Below are 17,919 nucleotides of genomic sequence, written 5' to 3'. Positions count from 1 at the left end.
GGTCACCGCGACTCCTCGTTTCCGGTGCTCGCCAGTGTTTCCGCGACCGCGGCGCCGATCTCCGCCTGCGGCTTCGGGTCCATCAGGTATTCGTGGCCGCAGTCGATCCGGCGGGCCCGCACCGGCCCCGACACGTGCGGCACCCAGCGGCCGGCTCGTTCGGCCACCTCGGCGTCGGTCAGGCCCTCGGCGGCGACGAACAGCTCGACCGCGCCGAGGAACCTGGCCGGGCGGTACCGGTGGGCCAGCGAAGCGTTGTTGTCCATCACGGCTAGGACGCGGGTCATGCGTTCCTCGCCGATGTCGGCCAGCCTGCTGTCTCCCTGCCGCAGCACGGAGATGACGTCGGCGGGGGTCAGTTCGGCTGCGGAGTGGTCGTGGAAGCCCACGTGCTCCAGGAAATCGACGAGCAGCTCGTGCCGGGAAGGTGCGGCTTCGGTGCCGTCCTGCGGGTAGCTGTCCAAGATGGACAGTGAGCCGACCGTTTCGCCGGCGGACTCGAGGCGTACGGCCAGCTCGAAGGCCAGCAAGCCGCCGTAGGACCAGCCCAGGAGGTGGTACGGGCCGTGCGGCTGGAGGCGGCGGATGTGGTGCAGGTAGTCCTCGGCGACCTGTTCGACCGAGTCCGGGAACTGTTCGGTGCCGCTGATTCCCGGCGACTGCAGGCCATACACCGGACGGTCCGGCAGATGGGCCGCCAGGCCGAGGTACGGCAGGCTCAGGCCGAGTCCGGCGTGCAGGCAGAACAGCGGCGGTTTCGTGCCGGCCGGGCGGATCGGCAGGACCGGCGCGAACGGGTCCGGCAGGTCGGCGAGGTCGGGTTCGGCCCGTTCGGCGAGTGCGGCCAGGCGTTCGACGCTGCCGTGGGTCAGGACGTCGGCGACGGTCAGCCGAAGTCCGGCTCGCCGGGCGAGTGCGACCAGCCGGACGGACTGGAGGCTGTTGCCGCCCAGGTCGAAGAACCCGGTCCGGACGTCGATGTCGGCGCGGCCGAGGGTTTCCGCGAACGCTTCGCGCAGGAGGCGCACGGCTTCGCTCGGGTCCTGGCCGGTTTGCGCGGCGGGAGCGGGCAACGCGGCGACGTCCAGCTGTCCGTCCGGGGTGACCGGGATGGTGTCCAGTTCCGCGAACGCGGTCGGGATCAGGTAGTCCGGGAGTTCGGCGGCCAGTGCTTCCCGCAGGGCGAGTGGGTCGACGCCGCGTTCCCATTGCGGGACGACGTAGGCGGTCAGGGTGTCGTCCTTGGCGAGCACTGCGGCGGCAGCGACTGCGGGCTGGCGCTGCAGGGCTGCTTCGATCTGCCCGAGAGGGATCGCGAAGGCGCGTACCCGAGCCTCGCGGATCAGTTCCACGGTCCCGTCCAAGCGCGTACGGGCGGGGAGGCCGGTGGGCAGCCCATTCAGGTACAGCTCGCCTCGGCCGCCACGAGGTACTGGCTGCTGTTGCTGGTCGAGGACGTAGGCGCGGCTGTGCGCGAAGGGACGTCCGTTGATGAGGGCGAGCCAGCCGGATTCCGCGGTGCCCTCGCAGTGCAGTGCTCCGTCGAGCGATGGGAGTGCCTCGCCGAAGTTCAGCACCCGGGTGCCCGGCCGCAACGGCAGCGCCAGCATCTTCGCGATGCTCGGCGTCAGGACCACGACGCTCGGGTCCACCGAGGACGCGAGTTCCGCGATCTCGGCGGCCGGGGCCACGGTCACCAGCGCGCCGACGTGCAACGCGGCGAGCACGACCGGCAGCGCGAACTCGGTGTCCGGTGCCAGGACGCGGTCGCTGGCGGTCAGCGGCAATTCGGTGAGCAGCGCCGCGATCGTGGCGGCCAAGGCACCGCGGGTGAAGACCGCCTCGCCTTGGTACGCCAGGTCCTCGGCGGATGCTGCCGCTAGCTCGGTCGCGGCGAACCCGGTGACGTCGGTTCGTTCGTGGACTGTGCAGAGCGATGGTCTGCCCGGCGGCGTCCAGGTGGCACCGGTGGCGAGGACGGCGTAGATGGCCGCCCAGCGGTCCCGGCCCGGTGCCAGGTCGATCGCGACCTTCTCCCCTGGTCCCGCGCCCTGTGCCTGCAAAGCTCGGGCGAGGCGGTTGGCCTGTTCGCGCAGACCGGCGTCGCCCGGTACGAGCAAGCCGAGGTCCGGCACCTCGGGGGTCCACGGGGGCGGGGTTTCGGTGCGCAGGTCGATCCGGCTCAGCGGCAGGCTGGGGTCTTCGGCGGCAGCGGCCAGCACGAGCGTCAGCTGGTCGACGAGCAGGTGCGCGGTTTCCGGGGTGAACGCGTCGGCGTTGTATTCGAGCGTGCCTTCCAAGCCGCGCTTGTGCTGACCGAACTGGAAGGTCAGGTCGAACTTGAACTTCTGGTGCGTCGGGGCCAGCAGTTCCGGGCGCGCGGTCAGACTGCCGAGGCTGACTTCGGACGGCGGGACGTCGTAGAAGGACAACAGCACCCCGAACAGCGGCTGCCGCGACATCGAGCGGGCCGGTTGCGTTGCTTCCAGCAGCCGCTCGAAAGGCAGCTCCTGGTGCGCGTACGCGGCGAAGTCGGCGTCGCGGACTCGCGCGACCAGTTCGGCGAAGCGGGGATCGCCGCTGGTGTCGGTGCGTAGGACGAGCGTGTTGACGAAGAAGCCGACGAGATCGTGTACGGCTTCGTCGGGACGTCCGGCGACGAGGCTGCCGAGGGGGATGTCGGTGCCCGCGCCGAAGCGGGTGAGCAGCGTCGCCAGTGCGGCCTGTACGACCATGAACAGGCTCGCCCCTTGTTCGTGCGCGAGCCGCGCGAGCCCTCGGTGCACGGAGGACGGCACCTCGAATTCGATGGTCCCGCCGTGGTAGCCGGCTGACGCCCGGCGCGGCAAGTCGACCGGCAGCGCCAGCTCGCCGGGCATGCCGGCGAGGGCTTCTCGCCAGTGCTTCAGCAGGCGAGCGGATTCGCCGTCCTTCGGATCGTCCAGCAGGGAGTGTTGCCAGACCGAGTAATCCGCGTACTGCGCGGGCAGGTCCGTCCACTCCGGACTCTTCCCGGCACGCCGGGCCTCGTAGGCGGTGGCGAGGTCGCGGGCGAGCACGTCGACCGACCAGGCGTCTCCGGCGATGTGGTGCAGCACCAGCAGAAGGACGTGGTCGCCGTTGTCGTCGGGGCCGAACAGCTTGCTGCGCAACGGAAGATCCACGGCCAGGTTGAAGCCGCGGGCGACTTCGGCCGCGAGGGCTTCGGCGAGGTCGTCGGGCATGGGCGCGATGCGCAGGGACTCCCCCGCGTCGAGCACGCGCTGGAACGGCACGCCGTCGGTGTCGGGGAAGACGGTGCGCAGGATTTCGTGGCGTGCGGTCAGATCGTCGACGGCGGCGGCGAGTGCCGAGTGGTCCAGGTCTCCGGACAGTCGCACGGCGAGGGGGATGGTGTACCCGCCGTGCTCGCCTTCGAGCCGGTTGAGGAACCACATGCGCTGCTGGGCGTACGACAACGGCAGCGGGTCGGGACGGTCCAGTTTGCGGAACGCCGCGCGCGCCTGGCCCGCCGACGCGAGCCGTCCGGCCAGCGCCGCGACGGTGCAGGCCTCGAAGAGGTCGCGCAGCGGCAGTTCGACGTCCAGTTCCGACCGGATCCGGCTCACCAGCGCGGTGGCCAGGAGGGAATGGCCGCCGAGGTCGAAGAAGTCGTCGTCGATGCCGGTTTCGGGCACGCCCAGCACCTCGGCGTACAGCCGGGTCAGCTGTTCCTCGACCGGTGTGCGCGGGCCGCGTTTCGCTGGTCCGGCCAGGTTTTCCGGGGCGGGCAGGGCTTTGCGGTCGACCTTGCCGTGCGCGGTCAGCGGGAGCCGGTCGAGCACGACGATCGCGCTGGGCACCAGGTACGCGGGCAGCAGCTCGGCCAGCCGGGCGCGCAGGTCCTCGGGCCGGGCGGTTCCCGCGACGTAGCCGACCAGGTGCCGGTTGGCCGCGTCGGAGCCCTGCACCACGACCACCGCGTCGGTGACAGAGTCCTGCGCGAGGAGGCTGGCTTCGATTTCGCCGAGTTCGATGCGGTGGCCACGGATTTTGACCTGGAAGTCGCGGCGTTCCACGAATTCCAGCGCACCGTCCGCACGGCGCACCACTCGGTCGCCGGTCCGGTACATCCGGGTGCCCGGTTCGCCGAAGGGGTCCGCGACGAACACCGAACCCGTCTTGACCGGGTCGCCTACGTAGCCCCGTCCGACGACCAGGCCGCCGACGTACAGCTCACCTGCCGCTCCAGCTGGAACGGGACGCAGCTCGTCGCTCAGCACGTAAAGGCGGGTGTTCCGTACCGGAAGGCCGATCGGGACGCGCAAGCCCTGCACATCGTCCACATTGGACAGCACGGCATGCGTGACGTCGTCCGAGCACTCCGTCGGACCGTAGGCGTTCACCAGCGGGATCTCCGGGAAGTAGCCGAACCAGCGCACGCACAGGTCCGGCGGCAGCGCCTCGCCAGTCACCACCAGCCAACGCAACCCGCTCAAGTCCGGCGGGCTGCCCGCGTCCCAGAAGTCCAGCGCCGCGCGCAGCAACGACGGCACGACCTCCAGCACCGACATGCCCAGCCCGAACAGCGCGTCCGGATCGGCTGCCGTCTCCCGGCTGACTGCCCGGACTTGACCGCCGACCATCAGCGGGGCCAGCATCTGCCACACCGAGACGTCGAAGGTCAGCGGGGCGTTCTGGACCAGCACATCCGACGGTTCGAGGGCCAGGTCTTCCACCTTCGCCAGCAGGTGGTTGACCATCCCGCGGCGGGACACCATCGCGCCCTTGGGGCGTCCGGTCGATCCCGAGGTGAAGATCAGGTACGCCACGTCGTCGTCCGCGCCCATCACCGGGGCAAGGTCGGAGTCGATCGCGCCGTCCAGCTCAACGACGTCCACCGACAGCTTCTCCGCGATCTCCCGGAATTCTGGAGCCACAAGCACACACGCCGCGCCGCTGTCCTCGACCAGCCCCTGCAGCCGAGCCAGCGGAACGGTCGGGTCCAGCGGAACGTAAGCGCCACCTGCGCCAATGACCCCGAGAACCGCGGAGACGAAGCCGATTCCGGGACCAGCCAGCACCCCGACGACGCGCCCGGCAGGCACCCGCCGCGACAGCGCCGAAGCCAAGCCGACCAGCTCCGCGTAAGTCACCGACCCGGCGTCGTCGACCACCGCCACCGCGTCCGGCACCTGCGCGCGCACCCGCTCCACCACGCCCGCGCCGACCGGACCGGTCGCGCCCAGCAGGAACGCCTGCGCTGGGTCGGCCACGTCGATCCGGCCCAGCAGACGGTCCGGGTCGGTCAGCACCGTGTCGAGCAGGGACTGGAACTGCTGGGCCAGCTCGCGAACCCGGTCGTCGCCGAACGCCTCCCGGAGGTAGTCGAAGCGGAGGACGAGGGAGTCGTGCGGCTCCACGACCAGGCTGAGCGGGTAGTGCCGCGAATCGAGCGTCACCGCGTCGACCACCCGGACGTCCTCGCCGAGCTTCACCAGCGGTCCGCCGTCGCCGGCGGGCACGTTCTCGAAAACCACCGCGGTGTCGAACAGTTCCCCGTGCTCGGACAGCTGGGCCTGCTGGTAGGACACCATCGCGGCCTGCTGGCCGCCGAGTTCGGCGAGCAGGTCACGTACCGGGCGGGCGGGGTCGAGCCGGGCCCGCACCGGCACGGTGTTCACGAACATGCCGACCATCGTTTCCACGCCCGGCAGCTCCGCCGGACGCCCGGAGGTCACCGCGCCGAAGACCACGTCCTGCTGCCCGGCCAGCCTGCCGACCAGAATCGCCCAGCAAGCCTGCACGATCGTGCTGACCGTCAGCTCGTGTTCTCTTGCCCAGGCGTAAAGCTGCGCAGTGTCGCTTTCGGACAGTGCTAACTCGACAGTCGCGGGCAAGGCAGCGGCAGCGGGCAGGTCTGGCGCTACGCGGGTCGGTCCGGGCAGTCCGTCGAGCAGATCGCGCCAGGCTTTCTGGCTTGCTTCCTCGTCTTGGCGGGACAGCCAGGCGAGGTAGTCGCGGAACTGCGGCACCTCCGGCAAAGCCGCGCCACCCGCGTAGAGCTGCGCCAGTTCGTCGATGAGGATGGGCACGGACCAGCCGTCGGTGGCGATGTGGTGCGCGCTCCACAGGAACCGGTAACGCTCGGCGGCGACCCGGATCAGGGTGAAGCGGACCAGCGGCGGGCGGGCGAGATCGAAGCGGCGCAACCGGTCCTGCTCGACCAGCCGAGCCAGCTCCGCCGCACGACGGTCCTCCGGCAACTCGGTCAGGTCGATTTCGAGCCACGGCAGCTCAACGGATTCGGCGACCAGCTGCACCGGTTCGCCGTTGCGGCGCCGCCGGAAATAGCCGCGCAGGGCGGTGTGCCGGGTCAGCAGCGCGGCGCATGCCTCCCGGACCGCGGCGGTGTCGAGCGGCCCTTCGAGGTCCGCGATCGCTTGCACGGCGTAGAAATCCACGCCGTCGGCGTCCAGTTCGGTGTGGAAGAGCATGCCCTGCTGCAGCGGCGCGAGCGGAAGCACTTCCTCGACCGGGCCGACGCTCAGCTCGTCGAGTTCTCCTGGCTCGAGTTCGACGAGTGCGGCGGTCTCCGGGACGAGGTCGTCCCCGATCGCGACCGCGTTTTCCGCGATCGCCGCCGGGGTGCGGGCCTCCAGCAGGTCGCGCGGAGTGATGACCAGCCCGGCCTTGCGCGCGCGGCTGACCACCTGGATCGAGCTGACGCTGTCGCCGCCGAGAGCGAAGAAGTTGTCGTCGATGTAGACCTTCGGCACCGTCAGGACCTCGGCCAGCACGTCGCACAGGATGGCCTCGACGGCGTTGCGCGGGGCCCGGCCGACCGCCTCGGCGGCGAAGTCCGGCTCGGGCAGCGCGTCCCGGTCGACCTTGCCGTGGACGGTCAGCGGCAGCGCGTCGAGCACGACCATCGCGGGCGGCACCAGGTAGTCCGGCAGCCGCTGCTGCAGTTCGCTGCGCACGGTGGGGATGTCGGCCGTCCCGACGAGGTAGCCGGCGAGCCGCTTCGTCCCTGACTCGTCGGTGCGCACCACGACGACCGCGTCCGCGATCCCGGGCAGTTCCCGCAGGGTGGCTTCGATTTCGCCGAGTTCGATGCGATGGCCGCGGATCTTGACCTGGAAGTCCCGGCGCTCGATGAACTCCAGCGCACCGTCCTCCCGGCGCACCACCCGGTCGCCGGTCCGGTACATCCGGGTGCCTGGCTCGCCGAACGGGTCGGCCACGAACACCGAACCCGTCTTGACCGGATCACCCACGTAACCGCGTCCGACCACCAGGCCACCTACGTACAGCTCGCCCGCCGCACCCGCCGGAACGGGACGCAACTCGTCGCTCAGCACGTACAGCCGGGTGTTCCGCACCGGGAGGCCAATCGGCGTCCGGACCCCGCGCACATCGTCCACACTGGACAGAACCGCATGCGTGACGTCGTCTGAACACTCGGTCGGGCCGTAGGCGTTCACCAGCGGGATCTCCGGGAAGTACCCGAACCAGCGCACACACAGGTCCGGCGGCAATGCCTCACCGGTCACCACCAACCAGCGCAACCCGGTCAAGTCCGGCGAGCCGCTTGCGTCCCAGAAGTCCAACGCCGCGCGCAGCAACGACGGCACGACTTCCAGCACCGACATGCCCAGCCCGAACAGCGCGTCCGGATCCGCCGCGACCTGCCGGTCCACCACCCGGACCTGACCGCCGACCACCAGCGGCGCGAGCATCTGCCAGACCGACACGTCGAAGGTCAGCGGAGCGTTCTGCACCACCACGTCCGACGACGTGAGCCCCAGGTCCTCGACCTTCGCCAGCAGGTGGTTCATCATCCCGAGCCGGGACACCATCGCGCCCTTCGGACGACCGGTCGAACCCGACGTGAAGATCACGTACGCGGTGTCCCCGTCCGCCACCGGGGCCAGCTCGGCATCAACGGTGCCGTCCAGCTCCACGACGTCCACTGGCAGCTCCGCGGCGATCTCCCGGAACTCCGGTGCCGCAAGCACACAAGCCGCCCCGCTGTCCGCCACCAGGTCCCGCAAGCGCGCCAACGGCATCGACGGGTCCAGCGGGACGTAAGCACCACCCGCGCCCAGCACACCGAGCACCGCCGAAACAAAGCCGATTCCGGGACCAGCCAGCACGCCAACCACACGTCCGGCAGGCAACCGCCGCGACAGCGCCGAGGCCAGCCCCACCAGCTCCGCATAAGTCACCGACCCGGCCGCATCGACTACGGCCACCGCGTCCGGCTTCTGCGCCCGCACCCGCTCCACCACGCCTGCGCCGACCGGGACGGTCGCGCCCAGCCCGGCCGCGAGCAGGTCCTCCCGTTCCCGTGCGTCGGCGACGTCCACGTGCGCGAGGGGCGCGTCCGGATCGGCGCGCGCGAAGCGGTCCAGGAATCCGGCGAACCGGTGCAGGTGAGTGTCCACTCCGGACTCGTCGTAGAGGTCGGGATTCCCGTTGAGGTGCAGTTCGATCCCGCCGCCGGGCTCGTCGAGGACGGTGATCGACAGGTCGTTGGTGATCCCGGTGGACAGGTTCCGCACCCGGGTCACGCAGTCGCCGAGCCGCAGCCCGGGGTCGGCGGGCAGCACGTTGACGAACGGGCCGCCGAACGGCCGCCGCTCGTCGCTGCGCACGCCGATGTCCCGCCGGATCTGGTTGACGTGATACCGCTGGTGCTTGAGCGTGCGGGCGAGTTCCCGCGAAGCCTGCTTCAGCAGCGCCTGCGGGGTCATCGCGGGCGTGACCTGCATCTTCAGCGGCAGGTAGTTCGCCATCATCCCCGGGATCGTCCTGGTCCGGACCCCGGCGCGGGCGGCGACCGGGACGGTCAGCATCAGGTCTTGGATGCCGGAAAGGCGTTCGGTATAGGCGGCCATCGCGGCGAGCAGGAACGTCGGCAGGGTCACCCCGGCCTGTGCTACGGCCTTCCGGGCCGCGGCGGCCGCGTCGGCGGGCAGGGCGAGCGTGCGGCGGAGGAATCCGCGCGCCGGTGCGGGTTCCTTGCCGGACAGGCTGATCAGGTCCGGGACGGTGCTGAAGTGGCTGCTCCAGAACTCGCGGTCGCGCCCGAGGTGAGCCGAGTTCTGGTAGGCGAGTTCGGATTCCAGCAGGTCCCGGAACGGCGGCAGCGGACGGCCTTCGGGCTCGGCACCGGCCAGCACCGCGGTGTACAGCTCGCCCATGCGGCGGTGGCAGATCGCGGCGCTGAACCCGTCGCCCACCAGGTGGTGCGTGGTGAGGTACCAGAACCGGCGGCGCGGGCCGAGCGTGAGCAGCGCGCAGCGGAACAGCGGGAAGTCGGTGACGGAGAACGGCCGGGCCAGGTCCTCGTGCATCCAGGCGAGCGCGGCCGTCTCGGGATCTGGTTCGCCGGACAGGTCGAGGAAGCGCACCGGCAGGTCGGTCAGCGGCTCGACCACCTGGCGAGGTTCGCCGTCGACCTCGAAGAACCGGGCGCGGAAGCATTCCGCCTCTTCGGTGAGCAGGCGGAACGCCTCGGTGAACACCGCCACGTCCAGGTCGCCGGAGATGTCCAGGTAGTCGGCCATCGCGTAGGCCAGGCCGCCTCCGGACAGCTGCTCGTCGAACCAGACGTCGGTCTGGGCGGTGGACAGGGGCAGGCTGGTCTCGACTGCGGTCATCACGGCACCTCGGAAAGTCGGTCGGTGGTTGTGCGGCCGAGCGCGTCGGCGGCCCAGTGGTCGCGGTAGACGGTGTCCAGGTAGTGGTCGCCCAGATCGGGCGAGATGGCCACCGCGGTCAGGTCGCGGTCCTCGCGGGCGAGCCAGGACAGCGCGCCGGCGACGACGGTGCCGGTCGAGCCGCCGAACAGGAACCCGTGCCGCACCAGCGTCCGGCACATCTCCACGGTTTCGGTTTCCTCGACGTGCACCACATCGTCCACTAAGGACTCGTCGAGCAGCGCCGGGCGGATCGCCGAGCCGAGCCCGGGAATGCGCCTCGGACCGGGCGGGCCGCCGAAGCTCACCGAGCCGACGCTGTCCACCGCGACCACGCGGATCGACCCGCGCGCCTCCCGCAGGTACCGGGCGCAGCCCATCAGCGTCCCGGCCGTGCCGGTTCCGACGAACAGCACGTCGAGGCCGGGGAACATGCGCAGGATCTCCGGTCCGGTGGTCCGGTAGTGCGCGGTCCAGTTGCCCGGGTTGGTGTGCTGGTCGAGCCAGACGTAATCGTCGTGCTCCGCGCACAGCCGCTCCACGAGCCGCTGCCGCGCGCCGACGAGGCCGTCCACCGGATGCGGTTCGGTCAGCACCCGCACCTCGGCACCGTAGTTCTGCATCAGCTGCCGCGCGGACAGCGTGCAGTGCTCGTCGGTGACGCAGATGAACCGGTATCCCCGGCTCGCCGCGACCATCGCGAGCGCGACGCCGATGTTCCCGGACGAGCTTTCCACGATCGTGGCGCCGGGGCGCAGCGTGCCGTCCCGTTCGGCCCGCTCCACGATCTCGAGCGCGGCCTTGAGCTTGATCGACCCGGCGAAGTTGAACCCCTCGCATTTGACGAACAGGTCGCGGCCGACGAACCGGCGCAGGTCGACGTACAGATCCGGGACGGTGAACTCCTGAGGGGCGGAAATCACCCGCACGGCAAACCTCCGGGGTGCGACGGGCGGCTCAGCGCCGGGAACGATTCGCCCCGGCCCACCTTTCCGGCGAGCAGCCCGGTGAAGACGATGAGTTTCTGGATGTTCGCGGCGCCTTCCATGAACTCGACGCCGCGTGCGTCGCGAACCAGCCGGTCCAGCGCCGGATGCGTCCAGCGTGCGGTCGGCCCGAAGAACCGGCAGGCCGCCCTGGTCGCGTCCTCGGCCAGCCGGCTCGCCTCGGCTTTCGCCGACGAGGCGAGGTGCCCGCCGCGGCTGCTCCCCGCGTCCACCTCCATCGCGGCGAGGTGCACGAGGTTCCGGACGCTCTCGATCCGGTAGCCCAGCTGGTCCCATTCGGCAGTCACGCCGGGGTGCAGGCCGCCCTCGGCGCGGACGTACTCGTGCGCCGCCCGCGCGATGCCGATCGCGATGGCCGCGACGCCGGGCCGGAGCCGGTTGAAGGTCAGCGTGGCGGCCCACATCCCGCGCCGGGCCGGGGAAAGATGCCTGCCCAGCACCCGGTCCTCGGGGATCCGCACGCCGTCGAACTCCACGGCGCAGAACCGGGCGCCGCGCAAGCCGAGCATGCCCAGCGATTCGGCGTGGAAGCCAGGGGAATCGGTGTCGACGAGCACTGCGGTCACGCCGAGCGGGCCGGGGGCGGTGCGGGCGAAGACCACTCCCATGCCCGCGCGGGACGCGTTGCCGACGTAGCGTTTCCGGCCGGTGAGCACGAAATCGCCGTCCGCGCCTGGGGTGAGGCTGGTGGTCAGCGCGTTCGCGTCGGAGCCCGCGTCGGGTTCGGTGAGCGCGAAGAAAGTCCACGTTGGACGGTCGATGAGCCTGCCGTAGAACCAGGATTTCTGTTCGGCGTCGCCGAGCAGGTCGATCAGGACGCCGGACATTGACGCACCCGGCGCGGCGAGCGTCGCGCCCGCGTCGCCCCGGGCGAACTCCTCCAGCAGCACCGTCCGTTCCAGCGCGGTCATCCCGTGGAAGCGGTGCCCGGCGACCTTGATGCCCTCCGCGCCATACTCTGCCGGGACCAGCAGCTGCGCCATGCAGCGCACTGCGGGCAGCTCGGCGAACTGGGCAGTGGCCTCGGGATCGCGGTCGAGCACGGCTCCGGCGGCGCGGAGATCGGCCGCCCACTCCGCGGCGAGGCCGCGCAGGGCCAGCAAGGGTTCGCTCAGCACAGTGCCGGTCACGTCGTCCCCATTTCGTGCACGCTCGCCAGCAGCTCCGAGACGTCAGCGACCTCGCCCGGCCCGCCAGCCAGGAAGCCCTTCGCGCCCAGCAGGCCGAGCAGTTTCCGGTCCACATCGGACAGCAGCTGGTGCAGATACCGCAGCCGGGCGGGCGGCAGGGCTCCGCCCGTCGCGAGCAGATCCGCCTCGACCGCCAGCTGGCCGTTGAACGCCGTGGCGAGGCAGTCCTGGATCATCTGCTTGCGCAGCAAGGATTCCTCGCCAGACCGCCGCTCGCGCAGGTACTGGAGGCACTCGTCGAGCAGCCCCTGGGAAAGCCCCAGCCGCACCCACACCAGGTCCGGCCCCGCGAGCGCGCCCGGCAGACCCCGGGCGAACGCGACCGCGCCGCCGGGAAGCTCGGCTTGCCGCAGGATCTCCGTCCCGGCAGGCAGTTCTCCCGCCGGGACAGCCGCGATCGCGCCGTTCCGGCACCTCGTCGGCAGCAGCTTGAGCGCGGGCGCGACGCCCTGCTCCCGGGCGACGCGGCGGTACTCCTGCCACTGCGCCGGGTCAGGCACGGATTTCCGCGATGACGAACGCGGCGAGCGAACGCACCGATTCGAAGTGCTGCATCTCCAGGTTCTCAGTGTCGAACTCGATGCCGAAGGTGTCCTCGAGCTGCATCAGCAGTTCCAGCACACCGGTGGAATCGAGGCCGGCGTCGGACAGCCGGGTGTCCGCGGACAGGTCGGCGACGTCCCGTTCCAGCACCGTGCCCAGCGCGCCGGTGATGCCCTCGATGATCCGGTCTTCGGTCAGGGCCTGCGCGGTCTCAGTCATGATTCTCCTTCGTTTCCAAGGGGTTCAGCGCGCCACCGGAGCGAATCCGCGGGCGTCGCGGCGGGCCTCGCCCCGGGAAATCCGCAGCGGATCCCAGTCGCGGCCGCGTTCGGGCAACCGGGCGCGGTCGGCGAAGACCGCGCCCTCGTACGCTTCGGCCAGCACCGGCCGGTCGAGGATCGCCTCGGCGCACTGCGCACCGCCGACCGCCGCGCCGACGACTCCCCCGCCATGGATGTCCTGTCCGGCAACGAACAATCCTTCGACCGCGGTGCGCACATCGGGGCGACGTCCGTGCGGGCCCCAGGACTGCAGCCCGTACGCGGCGCCGCCGGTGGCCAGGGTGTAGCGCTCCTGCGTGAGCGGGGTGGCCGATTCGAGGTAGACGATGTGCTCCCGGAACGGGCCGAGCACCTCTTCCGCCCGGTCAAGCAGACAAGCGGCGAGTTTCTCTTTGGCCGAGCGGTATTCGGCGACGCGCCGGTACCGGAGCCCCGAAGCTGGGCCAGCGGACACGCCCCACTGCGCGTAGCCGGGCGGGCACGCGGTCATGATCTGGAGGTTCGTGTAGCCGGGCGGGCAGACGGCGGGGTTGCCGGGGTCCTTGTGCGAGGCGGACGAGATGAAGACGAACGGCAGCTCGTCGAACTGGCCCGCTTCCGTTCGGACGTACGCACTTTCGATGTCGCCGCTCGGCCAGTACCAGATGTTGGCCTCGGACGCTTCGGGCAATTCGGTGTCCACCACCGCATAGCTGGTGACCAGCGGCAGCCGCATCACCGCGTCCTCGGTGCGCCGGACGATACCTTCGGGAAGGTTTTCCCTTCCCCCGCACAGCTCCAGCACCGTCCGTCGATAGTCCGCATTGGACACCACTAGCGGCGCGCGCAGCACTTCCCCGTCGGTCAGCTCGACGCCAGTCACGCGGCCGTGCTCGATCAGGATCCGCGCGGCGCGCGCTTGGTGCGCAGCTGACCGCCGTGCGTTTCGAGCTGCTCCACCAGCGCGGCAGCCAGCATCTGGCCGCCGCCCTCCGGGTAGTACGCGCCGCCGGTCAGGTAGTCGTCCAGCATCCGGATGTGCGCCGCTACCACCGTGTTCGCCGGTGCGGAAGCGTAGTTGCCGGACTGTGCGGCCAGCACCGTGCGGGCGGCCACCGACAGTCCACAATGGTCGAACAGGCGGCTCAGGCTGCGGCGGCTCCAGCGCACTGTCGCGGGCGAAGCACCAAGCGGCGTCCGGCCCGCCGAGTACCGTGCTGTCGCGGCGATCTCGCCGCAGATCGAGAGGTACTCCCGCAGTCCTGCGGCCTCGGCGGGGAAGGTTTCCAGGAGCCGGTCTCCGTAGCGGGACCAGCCTTCCGGCACCTCGAAGCGGAGGCCCGGCAGCACGATCCGGTCGAAGCCGTCCGGGTCGAGCCGGCGGAACCGCACCCGGTCGCCGACGCCGAGCCCGGCCAGCAGCGAGGGCAGCAGCCCGCCGGGCCCGCAGTCGCCGAGGTAGTGCACGCCGATGTCGAACTCGTAGGAGCGCCGCCGCCGGAACATGTGGCAGTTGCCGCCCGCCACGTCGTGCTGTTCCAGCACCAGCACCCGGGAGCCGAAGGCGGCGAGGTAGCCGGCGCAGACGAGGCCGCCGATCCCGGACCCGATCACGATCGCGTCCCAGGAAGGGCTTCCCGCCTCGTTCGGACTCATACCGCTGACGCTACGGCGGGGCGGTGACCCCGGGCTGACCGCGCGCTGACAGCTGGGGGCAGTCAGCGACCGGCGGCGCCCAGGGTCACCTATTCAGGAGAGAGCATGGCGATCGAGGTCTTGCCGCGCACCGCGAGCCACGTCGGGAAGAGCGTGGCGACCATGCTTACCACGACGGCGAGCAAGACCACCACCGCATAAATCCACAATGGACCATAAGGCAGCCAGCTGTCCGATACCGCCTGGCTGAACGGAACCAGCATCGCGAGCGCGACCGCGGTGCCGAGCACCACGCCGATCACCGCCACCACCATCCCCTCCACGGCCATCACGCCCAGCACCTGGCCCCGGCTCGACCCGGCCAGCCGCTGCAGGCCGAACTCGCGCCGCCGGTGCGCGGTCGACAGCACCAGCGTGTTCACCACCGAGATCGCCGCGTAGAGCAGGATCATGCCGACCACGAGGTAGTTCACCCACGCGTTCGCTTCCTGTTCCTGCACGAACTTGGCGGTGAGCGTGTCCCGGTTCGCGACCTGCACTCCGGGCGAGTCCTGCGTCAAGCCGTCGAGCGTGCTCATCAGCTGCGAGACGCTCGTGCCCGGCGCCGCGGTGACGAGCACCTGCGACGCGATCCCACCGGTGGTGTGTGGGGCCAGCGTGCTCGCGGGCATGAGCGCCGTCGCGAACTCCGGTGCGGACCGCAGTGTCGCCACCACCCGCAACCGCACCTGCGCGCCGTCCCCGAGCCGTAGCCCGATCTCGTCGCCGACCTTCACGTGCAGCCGGTTCGCGTGGTCGAGCGGGAGCGCGATGGTGTTGCCCTGCAAGGCGTCCAGCGATCCCGACGCGACCTCGGCGGCCCGGGTTTTCGCGACCGCGTCGCCGGTGACCCCGGTCAGCGCGAGCCCGTCCTCGTCCTGCCCCGGGTCGGACGGCTTCTCGTTGTAGCCCTTGCTGGTCACGTACGCCGAAGCGGTGCCGACCCCGGGCAGCGACCGGACCTTGTCGAGCAACCCGGTGCCGACGTCGCCGGTCGAGGAGGTGACGACGGCGTCCGCCGAAAGGTTCGACGCGTACTTCTGCTTCGCCGATTCCACCTGCGTGGTCTGGAAATAGAGCATGAACACGGCCAGCGTCGTGGCGAGCATGACCGGCACGACCGCCCCGGACATCGGCAGCCAGCGCACCCGCGCGTTGGCCATCGCGAGATAGCCGGACAGCCCGCTCACCGCCCGCACCGGAACCCGCAGCACCGCGACCATCGCCCGGGTGATCCCCGGCGCGAAGAGCGCGACCGCCGCCGCGACAAGGGTGACCGCCGGTCCGGCCGTGCTGGCCGCGAGCGGTCCGTCCATCACGGTGATCGTCAGATACGCCAGCGCGACGCCGCCGACCAGGCTGCCGATGCCCCACCAGAGCCGGAACGACGTCAGCCAGTGCTTCGGCGAGACGAGTTCCCGCATCGCCTCCACCGGCCGCGTCCGCCCGGCATACCGCGCCGCCACGAAGCCCGCGCCCCACGCGGACAACAGGCCGACGAGCACGCCGGCGGCGGTCGGAATCCAGTCCTGGTGATACGCCAGCACCGGTTCGAAGACGCCGAACCCGGACAGCCGGTCAAAGAGCCAGTTCCCCAGCAGTTCGCCCGGGAAAGCCGCCAGCACGGTCGCGAGCACGCCGATCACCATCGACTCCGCGGTGATCATGCGGCTGACCTGCTTCGGAGTCGCACCGACCGCACGCAGCAACGCGACCTCGCGACGGCGCTGCTGCACCGACAACCCGAGCGTGCTGGCCACCACGAACAACGCGACCTGCACCGCCAGCCCGCCGAAGACCGCGGCCAGGATCACCAGGATTTCCCCGCCGTCGCTCGCCTGCGCGAACTCGGCCGTCCCACGCGCGACTCCGGTCAGTGCGACCGCATGGTGGTCCCGGACCACGTTGGCCACCTGAGTGCTCAACGCGGCTGGATCGGTGCCCGCGGCGGGAAGCACGGCGAACGCGTCGACCTGTCCGGTCGCGGGGGCCAGCGCGAGAGCGTCTTCGTGGGAGAAGAACACCGCGTCGGAAGCCATTTTCCCGGCCGCGACAGCGATTCCGACGACCTGGAAGGGCCGGACCCCGCCGCGCACGGCGATCTGCACCGAACCGCCCGGTGCCGCCCCGGTGGCAGCTGCCGTCGCCTGATCGAGCACGACTTCGCCGCTGCGCTGCGGAGCCCGGCCGTCGGTCAGCGAGTACGGAGCCAGCTCAGCGGTCGCCCAGTCGTGCCCCAACGCGGTGCCGCGCACCAGTTTCGCGTCCGGAGCCGCGGGCAGCGTGGCCGGGATCGACACGTCGGGCACGACCTTCGCGACGCCCGGGACCGAGGCGATCGCAGCGCCCAGCGACGCGTCCAGCCGCACGCGTTCGGGCAGCGTCGCGGACTCGTGGTCCTCGTCCTCGGTGCCCGGGTTCGTCGGCGGCAGGTTGTAGTGCTGGTCGCCCGCGACGACCACCGGGGCCTCGGCCAGCCGCTGCGGCGGCACCCGGGGCGAGATCCCGGTCTGCATGAGCCCGCCGCACGCCATCACGATCGCGGTGCCGACCAGGAGCGCGACGAACGTCGCGGTGAATCCGGCCTTGCGGAACCGGAGGGTGCTCAGAGCGAGGCGCAGCATCAGCGCACCGTCCCGACCGTGCTCCGGCCGTCCGGGTTCCGGCCGTTGCCGTTCCGGCTGTCGCGGCCGAGCCGCGCCGTAAGGCTGCTCAACGCCGTCAGCCCGCGCGCGACCTCGTCCACGGTCGGTTCGTGCAGCTCGCCGGCGAATTGGCCGTCGGCCAGGAAGAGCACCCGGTCGGCGTAGGAGGCGGCGACCGGATCGTGCGTCACCATCACGATGGTCTGCTGTTCGGCGCGCACCGCGGTGCGCAGCAGGTCCAGGATCTCGCTCGCCGACTGGGTGTCCAGCGCCCCGGTCGGCTCGTCGGCGAAGGTCACGTGCGGACGGCTGACCAGCGCGCGAGCGATCGCCACCCGCTGCTGCTGGCCGCCGGACAACTCACCGGGGCGGTGCCCGCGCCGCCCGCCGAGCCCGACCTGCTCGACGATCCGGTTCACCAGCGCCGGATCGGCCCGTTTGCCTGCCAGCCGCAGCGGCAGCGTCACGTTGTCGACCACGTCCAGCGACGGCAGCAGGTTGAACTGCTGGAAGATGAACCCGATGTGGTCGCGGCGCATCCGGGTCAGCTGCGCCTCGTCGAGCCGGCCGAGATCCTGGCCGGCCAGCACGACCGTGCCCGCATCCGGCTGGTCGAGCCCGGCCGCGCAGTGCAGCAGCGTGCTCTTGCCCGAACCGGACGGCCCCATCACCGCGGTGAAACTGCCGCGCGCGAACGAAACGGAAATCCCGTCGAGTGCGACGACGCGGGCCCGGTTCCCTCCGTAGAACTTGGTGACGGAGCGGAGGGTCACCGCCTCCGTGCTTGGCTGTCCGGACTGGTACATCGCTCACTCTCCCAGGCGCGTCGGGCTACCCAACGAACGTACGAGCGGAGCGGCCGGAATCCGATGGTGCTAGCTCTTCGATCCGGA

The 17,919-nt window shown here is 70.9% G+C and carries 9 protein-coding genes; all 9 read right to left on the bottom strand.

Translation table 11 applies throughout. From position 1 onward, the window contains the following. Nucleotides 1–2: 2 nt before the first annotated feature. A complete protein-coding gene (locus tag RPX00_RS21315) occupies nt 3–9,647 on the bottom strand; it encodes an amino acid adenylation domain-containing protein (RefSeq protein WP_406641792.1) in 9,645 nt (3,214 codons plus the stop codon). Beyond that, entirely contained in the window at nt 9,647–10,615 is a 969-nt protein-coding gene (sbnA, locus tag RPX00_RS21310) for a 2,3-diaminopropionate biosynthesis protein SbnA (RefSeq protein WP_406641791.1), read from the bottom strand. Before sbnA ends, RPX00_RS21315 begins: the two co-directional genes overlap by 1 nt. Beyond that, nucleotides 10,606–11,823, bottom strand: coding sequence for an acyl-CoA dehydrogenase family protein (locus tag RPX00_RS21305; protein WP_406641789.1), 1,218 nt, complete (start codon nt 11,821–11,823; stop codon nt 10,606–10,608). The genes sbnA and RPX00_RS21305 overlap by 10 nt, the downstream gene beginning before the upstream one ends. Next, on the bottom strand, nt 11,820–12,383 hold the full coding sequence (locus tag RPX00_RS21300; protein ID WP_406641787.1) for a DUF2786 domain-containing protein: 564 nt from the start codon (nt 12,381–12,383) through the stop codon (nt 11,820–11,822). The genes RPX00_RS21305 and RPX00_RS21300 overlap by 4 nt, the downstream gene beginning before the upstream one ends. Beyond that, nucleotides 12,376–12,645 carry an acyl carrier protein gene (locus RPX00_RS21295; protein WP_406641785.1) on the bottom strand — a complete coding sequence of 90 codons (270 nt, stop codon included), beginning with the start codon at nt 12,643–12,645 and terminating at the stop codon, nt 12,376–12,378. Before RPX00_RS21295 ends, RPX00_RS21300 begins: the two co-directional genes overlap by 8 nt. 24 nt (nt 12,646–12,669) lie before the next feature. After that, nucleotides 12,670–13,569, bottom strand: a complete 900-nt coding sequence (locus RPX00_RS21290; RefSeq protein ID WP_406641784.1) for a phytoene desaturase family protein — start codon at nt 13,567–13,569, stop codon at nt 12,670–12,672. A 14-nt stretch (nt 13,570–13,583) separates the two neighbouring features. After that, nucleotides 13,584–14,342 carry a phytoene desaturase family protein gene (locus RPX00_RS21285; protein ID WP_406641782.1) on the bottom strand — a complete coding sequence of 253 codons (759 nt, stop codon included), beginning with the start codon at nt 14,340–14,342 and terminating at the stop codon, nt 13,584–13,586. 89 nt (nt 14,343–14,431) lie between these two features. Continuing rightward, complete coding sequence (locus RPX00_RS21280) at nt 14,432–17,005, bottom strand: ABC transporter permease (RefSeq protein WP_406641780.1); 2,574 nt, start codon at nt 17,003–17,005, stop codon at nt 14,432–14,434. Continuing rightward, nucleotides 17,005–17,832 (bottom strand): ABC transporter ATP-binding protein, encoded by an 828-nt coding sequence (locus tag RPX00_RS21275; RefSeq protein WP_406641778.1) that lies wholly within the window; start codon nt 17,830–17,832, stop codon nt 17,005–17,007. The genes RPX00_RS21280 and RPX00_RS21275 overlap by 1 nt, the downstream gene beginning before the upstream one ends. Nucleotides 17,833–17,919: the final 87 nt, after the last annotated feature.

Origin of the sequence: Amycolatopsis sp. WGS_07 (assembly GCF_045278895.1) — a bacterium.
GTDB lineage: Bacteria > Actinomycetota > Actinomycetes > Mycobacteriales > Pseudonocardiaceae > Amycolatopsis.
This window is presented reverse-complemented; position numbering and strand designations above follow the sequence as displayed.

Excerpts from the sequence above, each read along its gene's own strand:
- RPX00_RS21285 (WP_406641782.1), bottom strand. The coding sequence starts at position 14,342 with ATGAGTCCGAACGAGGCGGGAAGCCCTTCCTGGGACGCGATCGTGATC.
- RPX00_RS21295 (WP_406641785.1), bottom strand. The coding sequence starts at position 12,645 with ATGACTGAGACCGCGCAGGCCCTGACCGAAGACCGGATCATCGAGGGC.
- RPX00_RS21280 (WP_406641780.1), bottom strand. The coding sequence starts at position 17,005 with ATGCTGCGCCTCGCTCTGAGCACCCTCCGGTTCCGCAAGGCCGGATTC.
- RPX00_RS21315 (WP_406641792.1), bottom strand. The coding sequence starts at position 9,647 with ATGACCGCAGTCGAGACCAGCCTGCCCCTGTCCACCGCCCAGACCGAC.
- RPX00_RS21275 (WP_406641778.1), bottom strand. The coding sequence starts at position 17,832 with ATGTACCAGTCCGGACAGCCAAGCACGGAGGCGGTGACCCTCCGCTCC.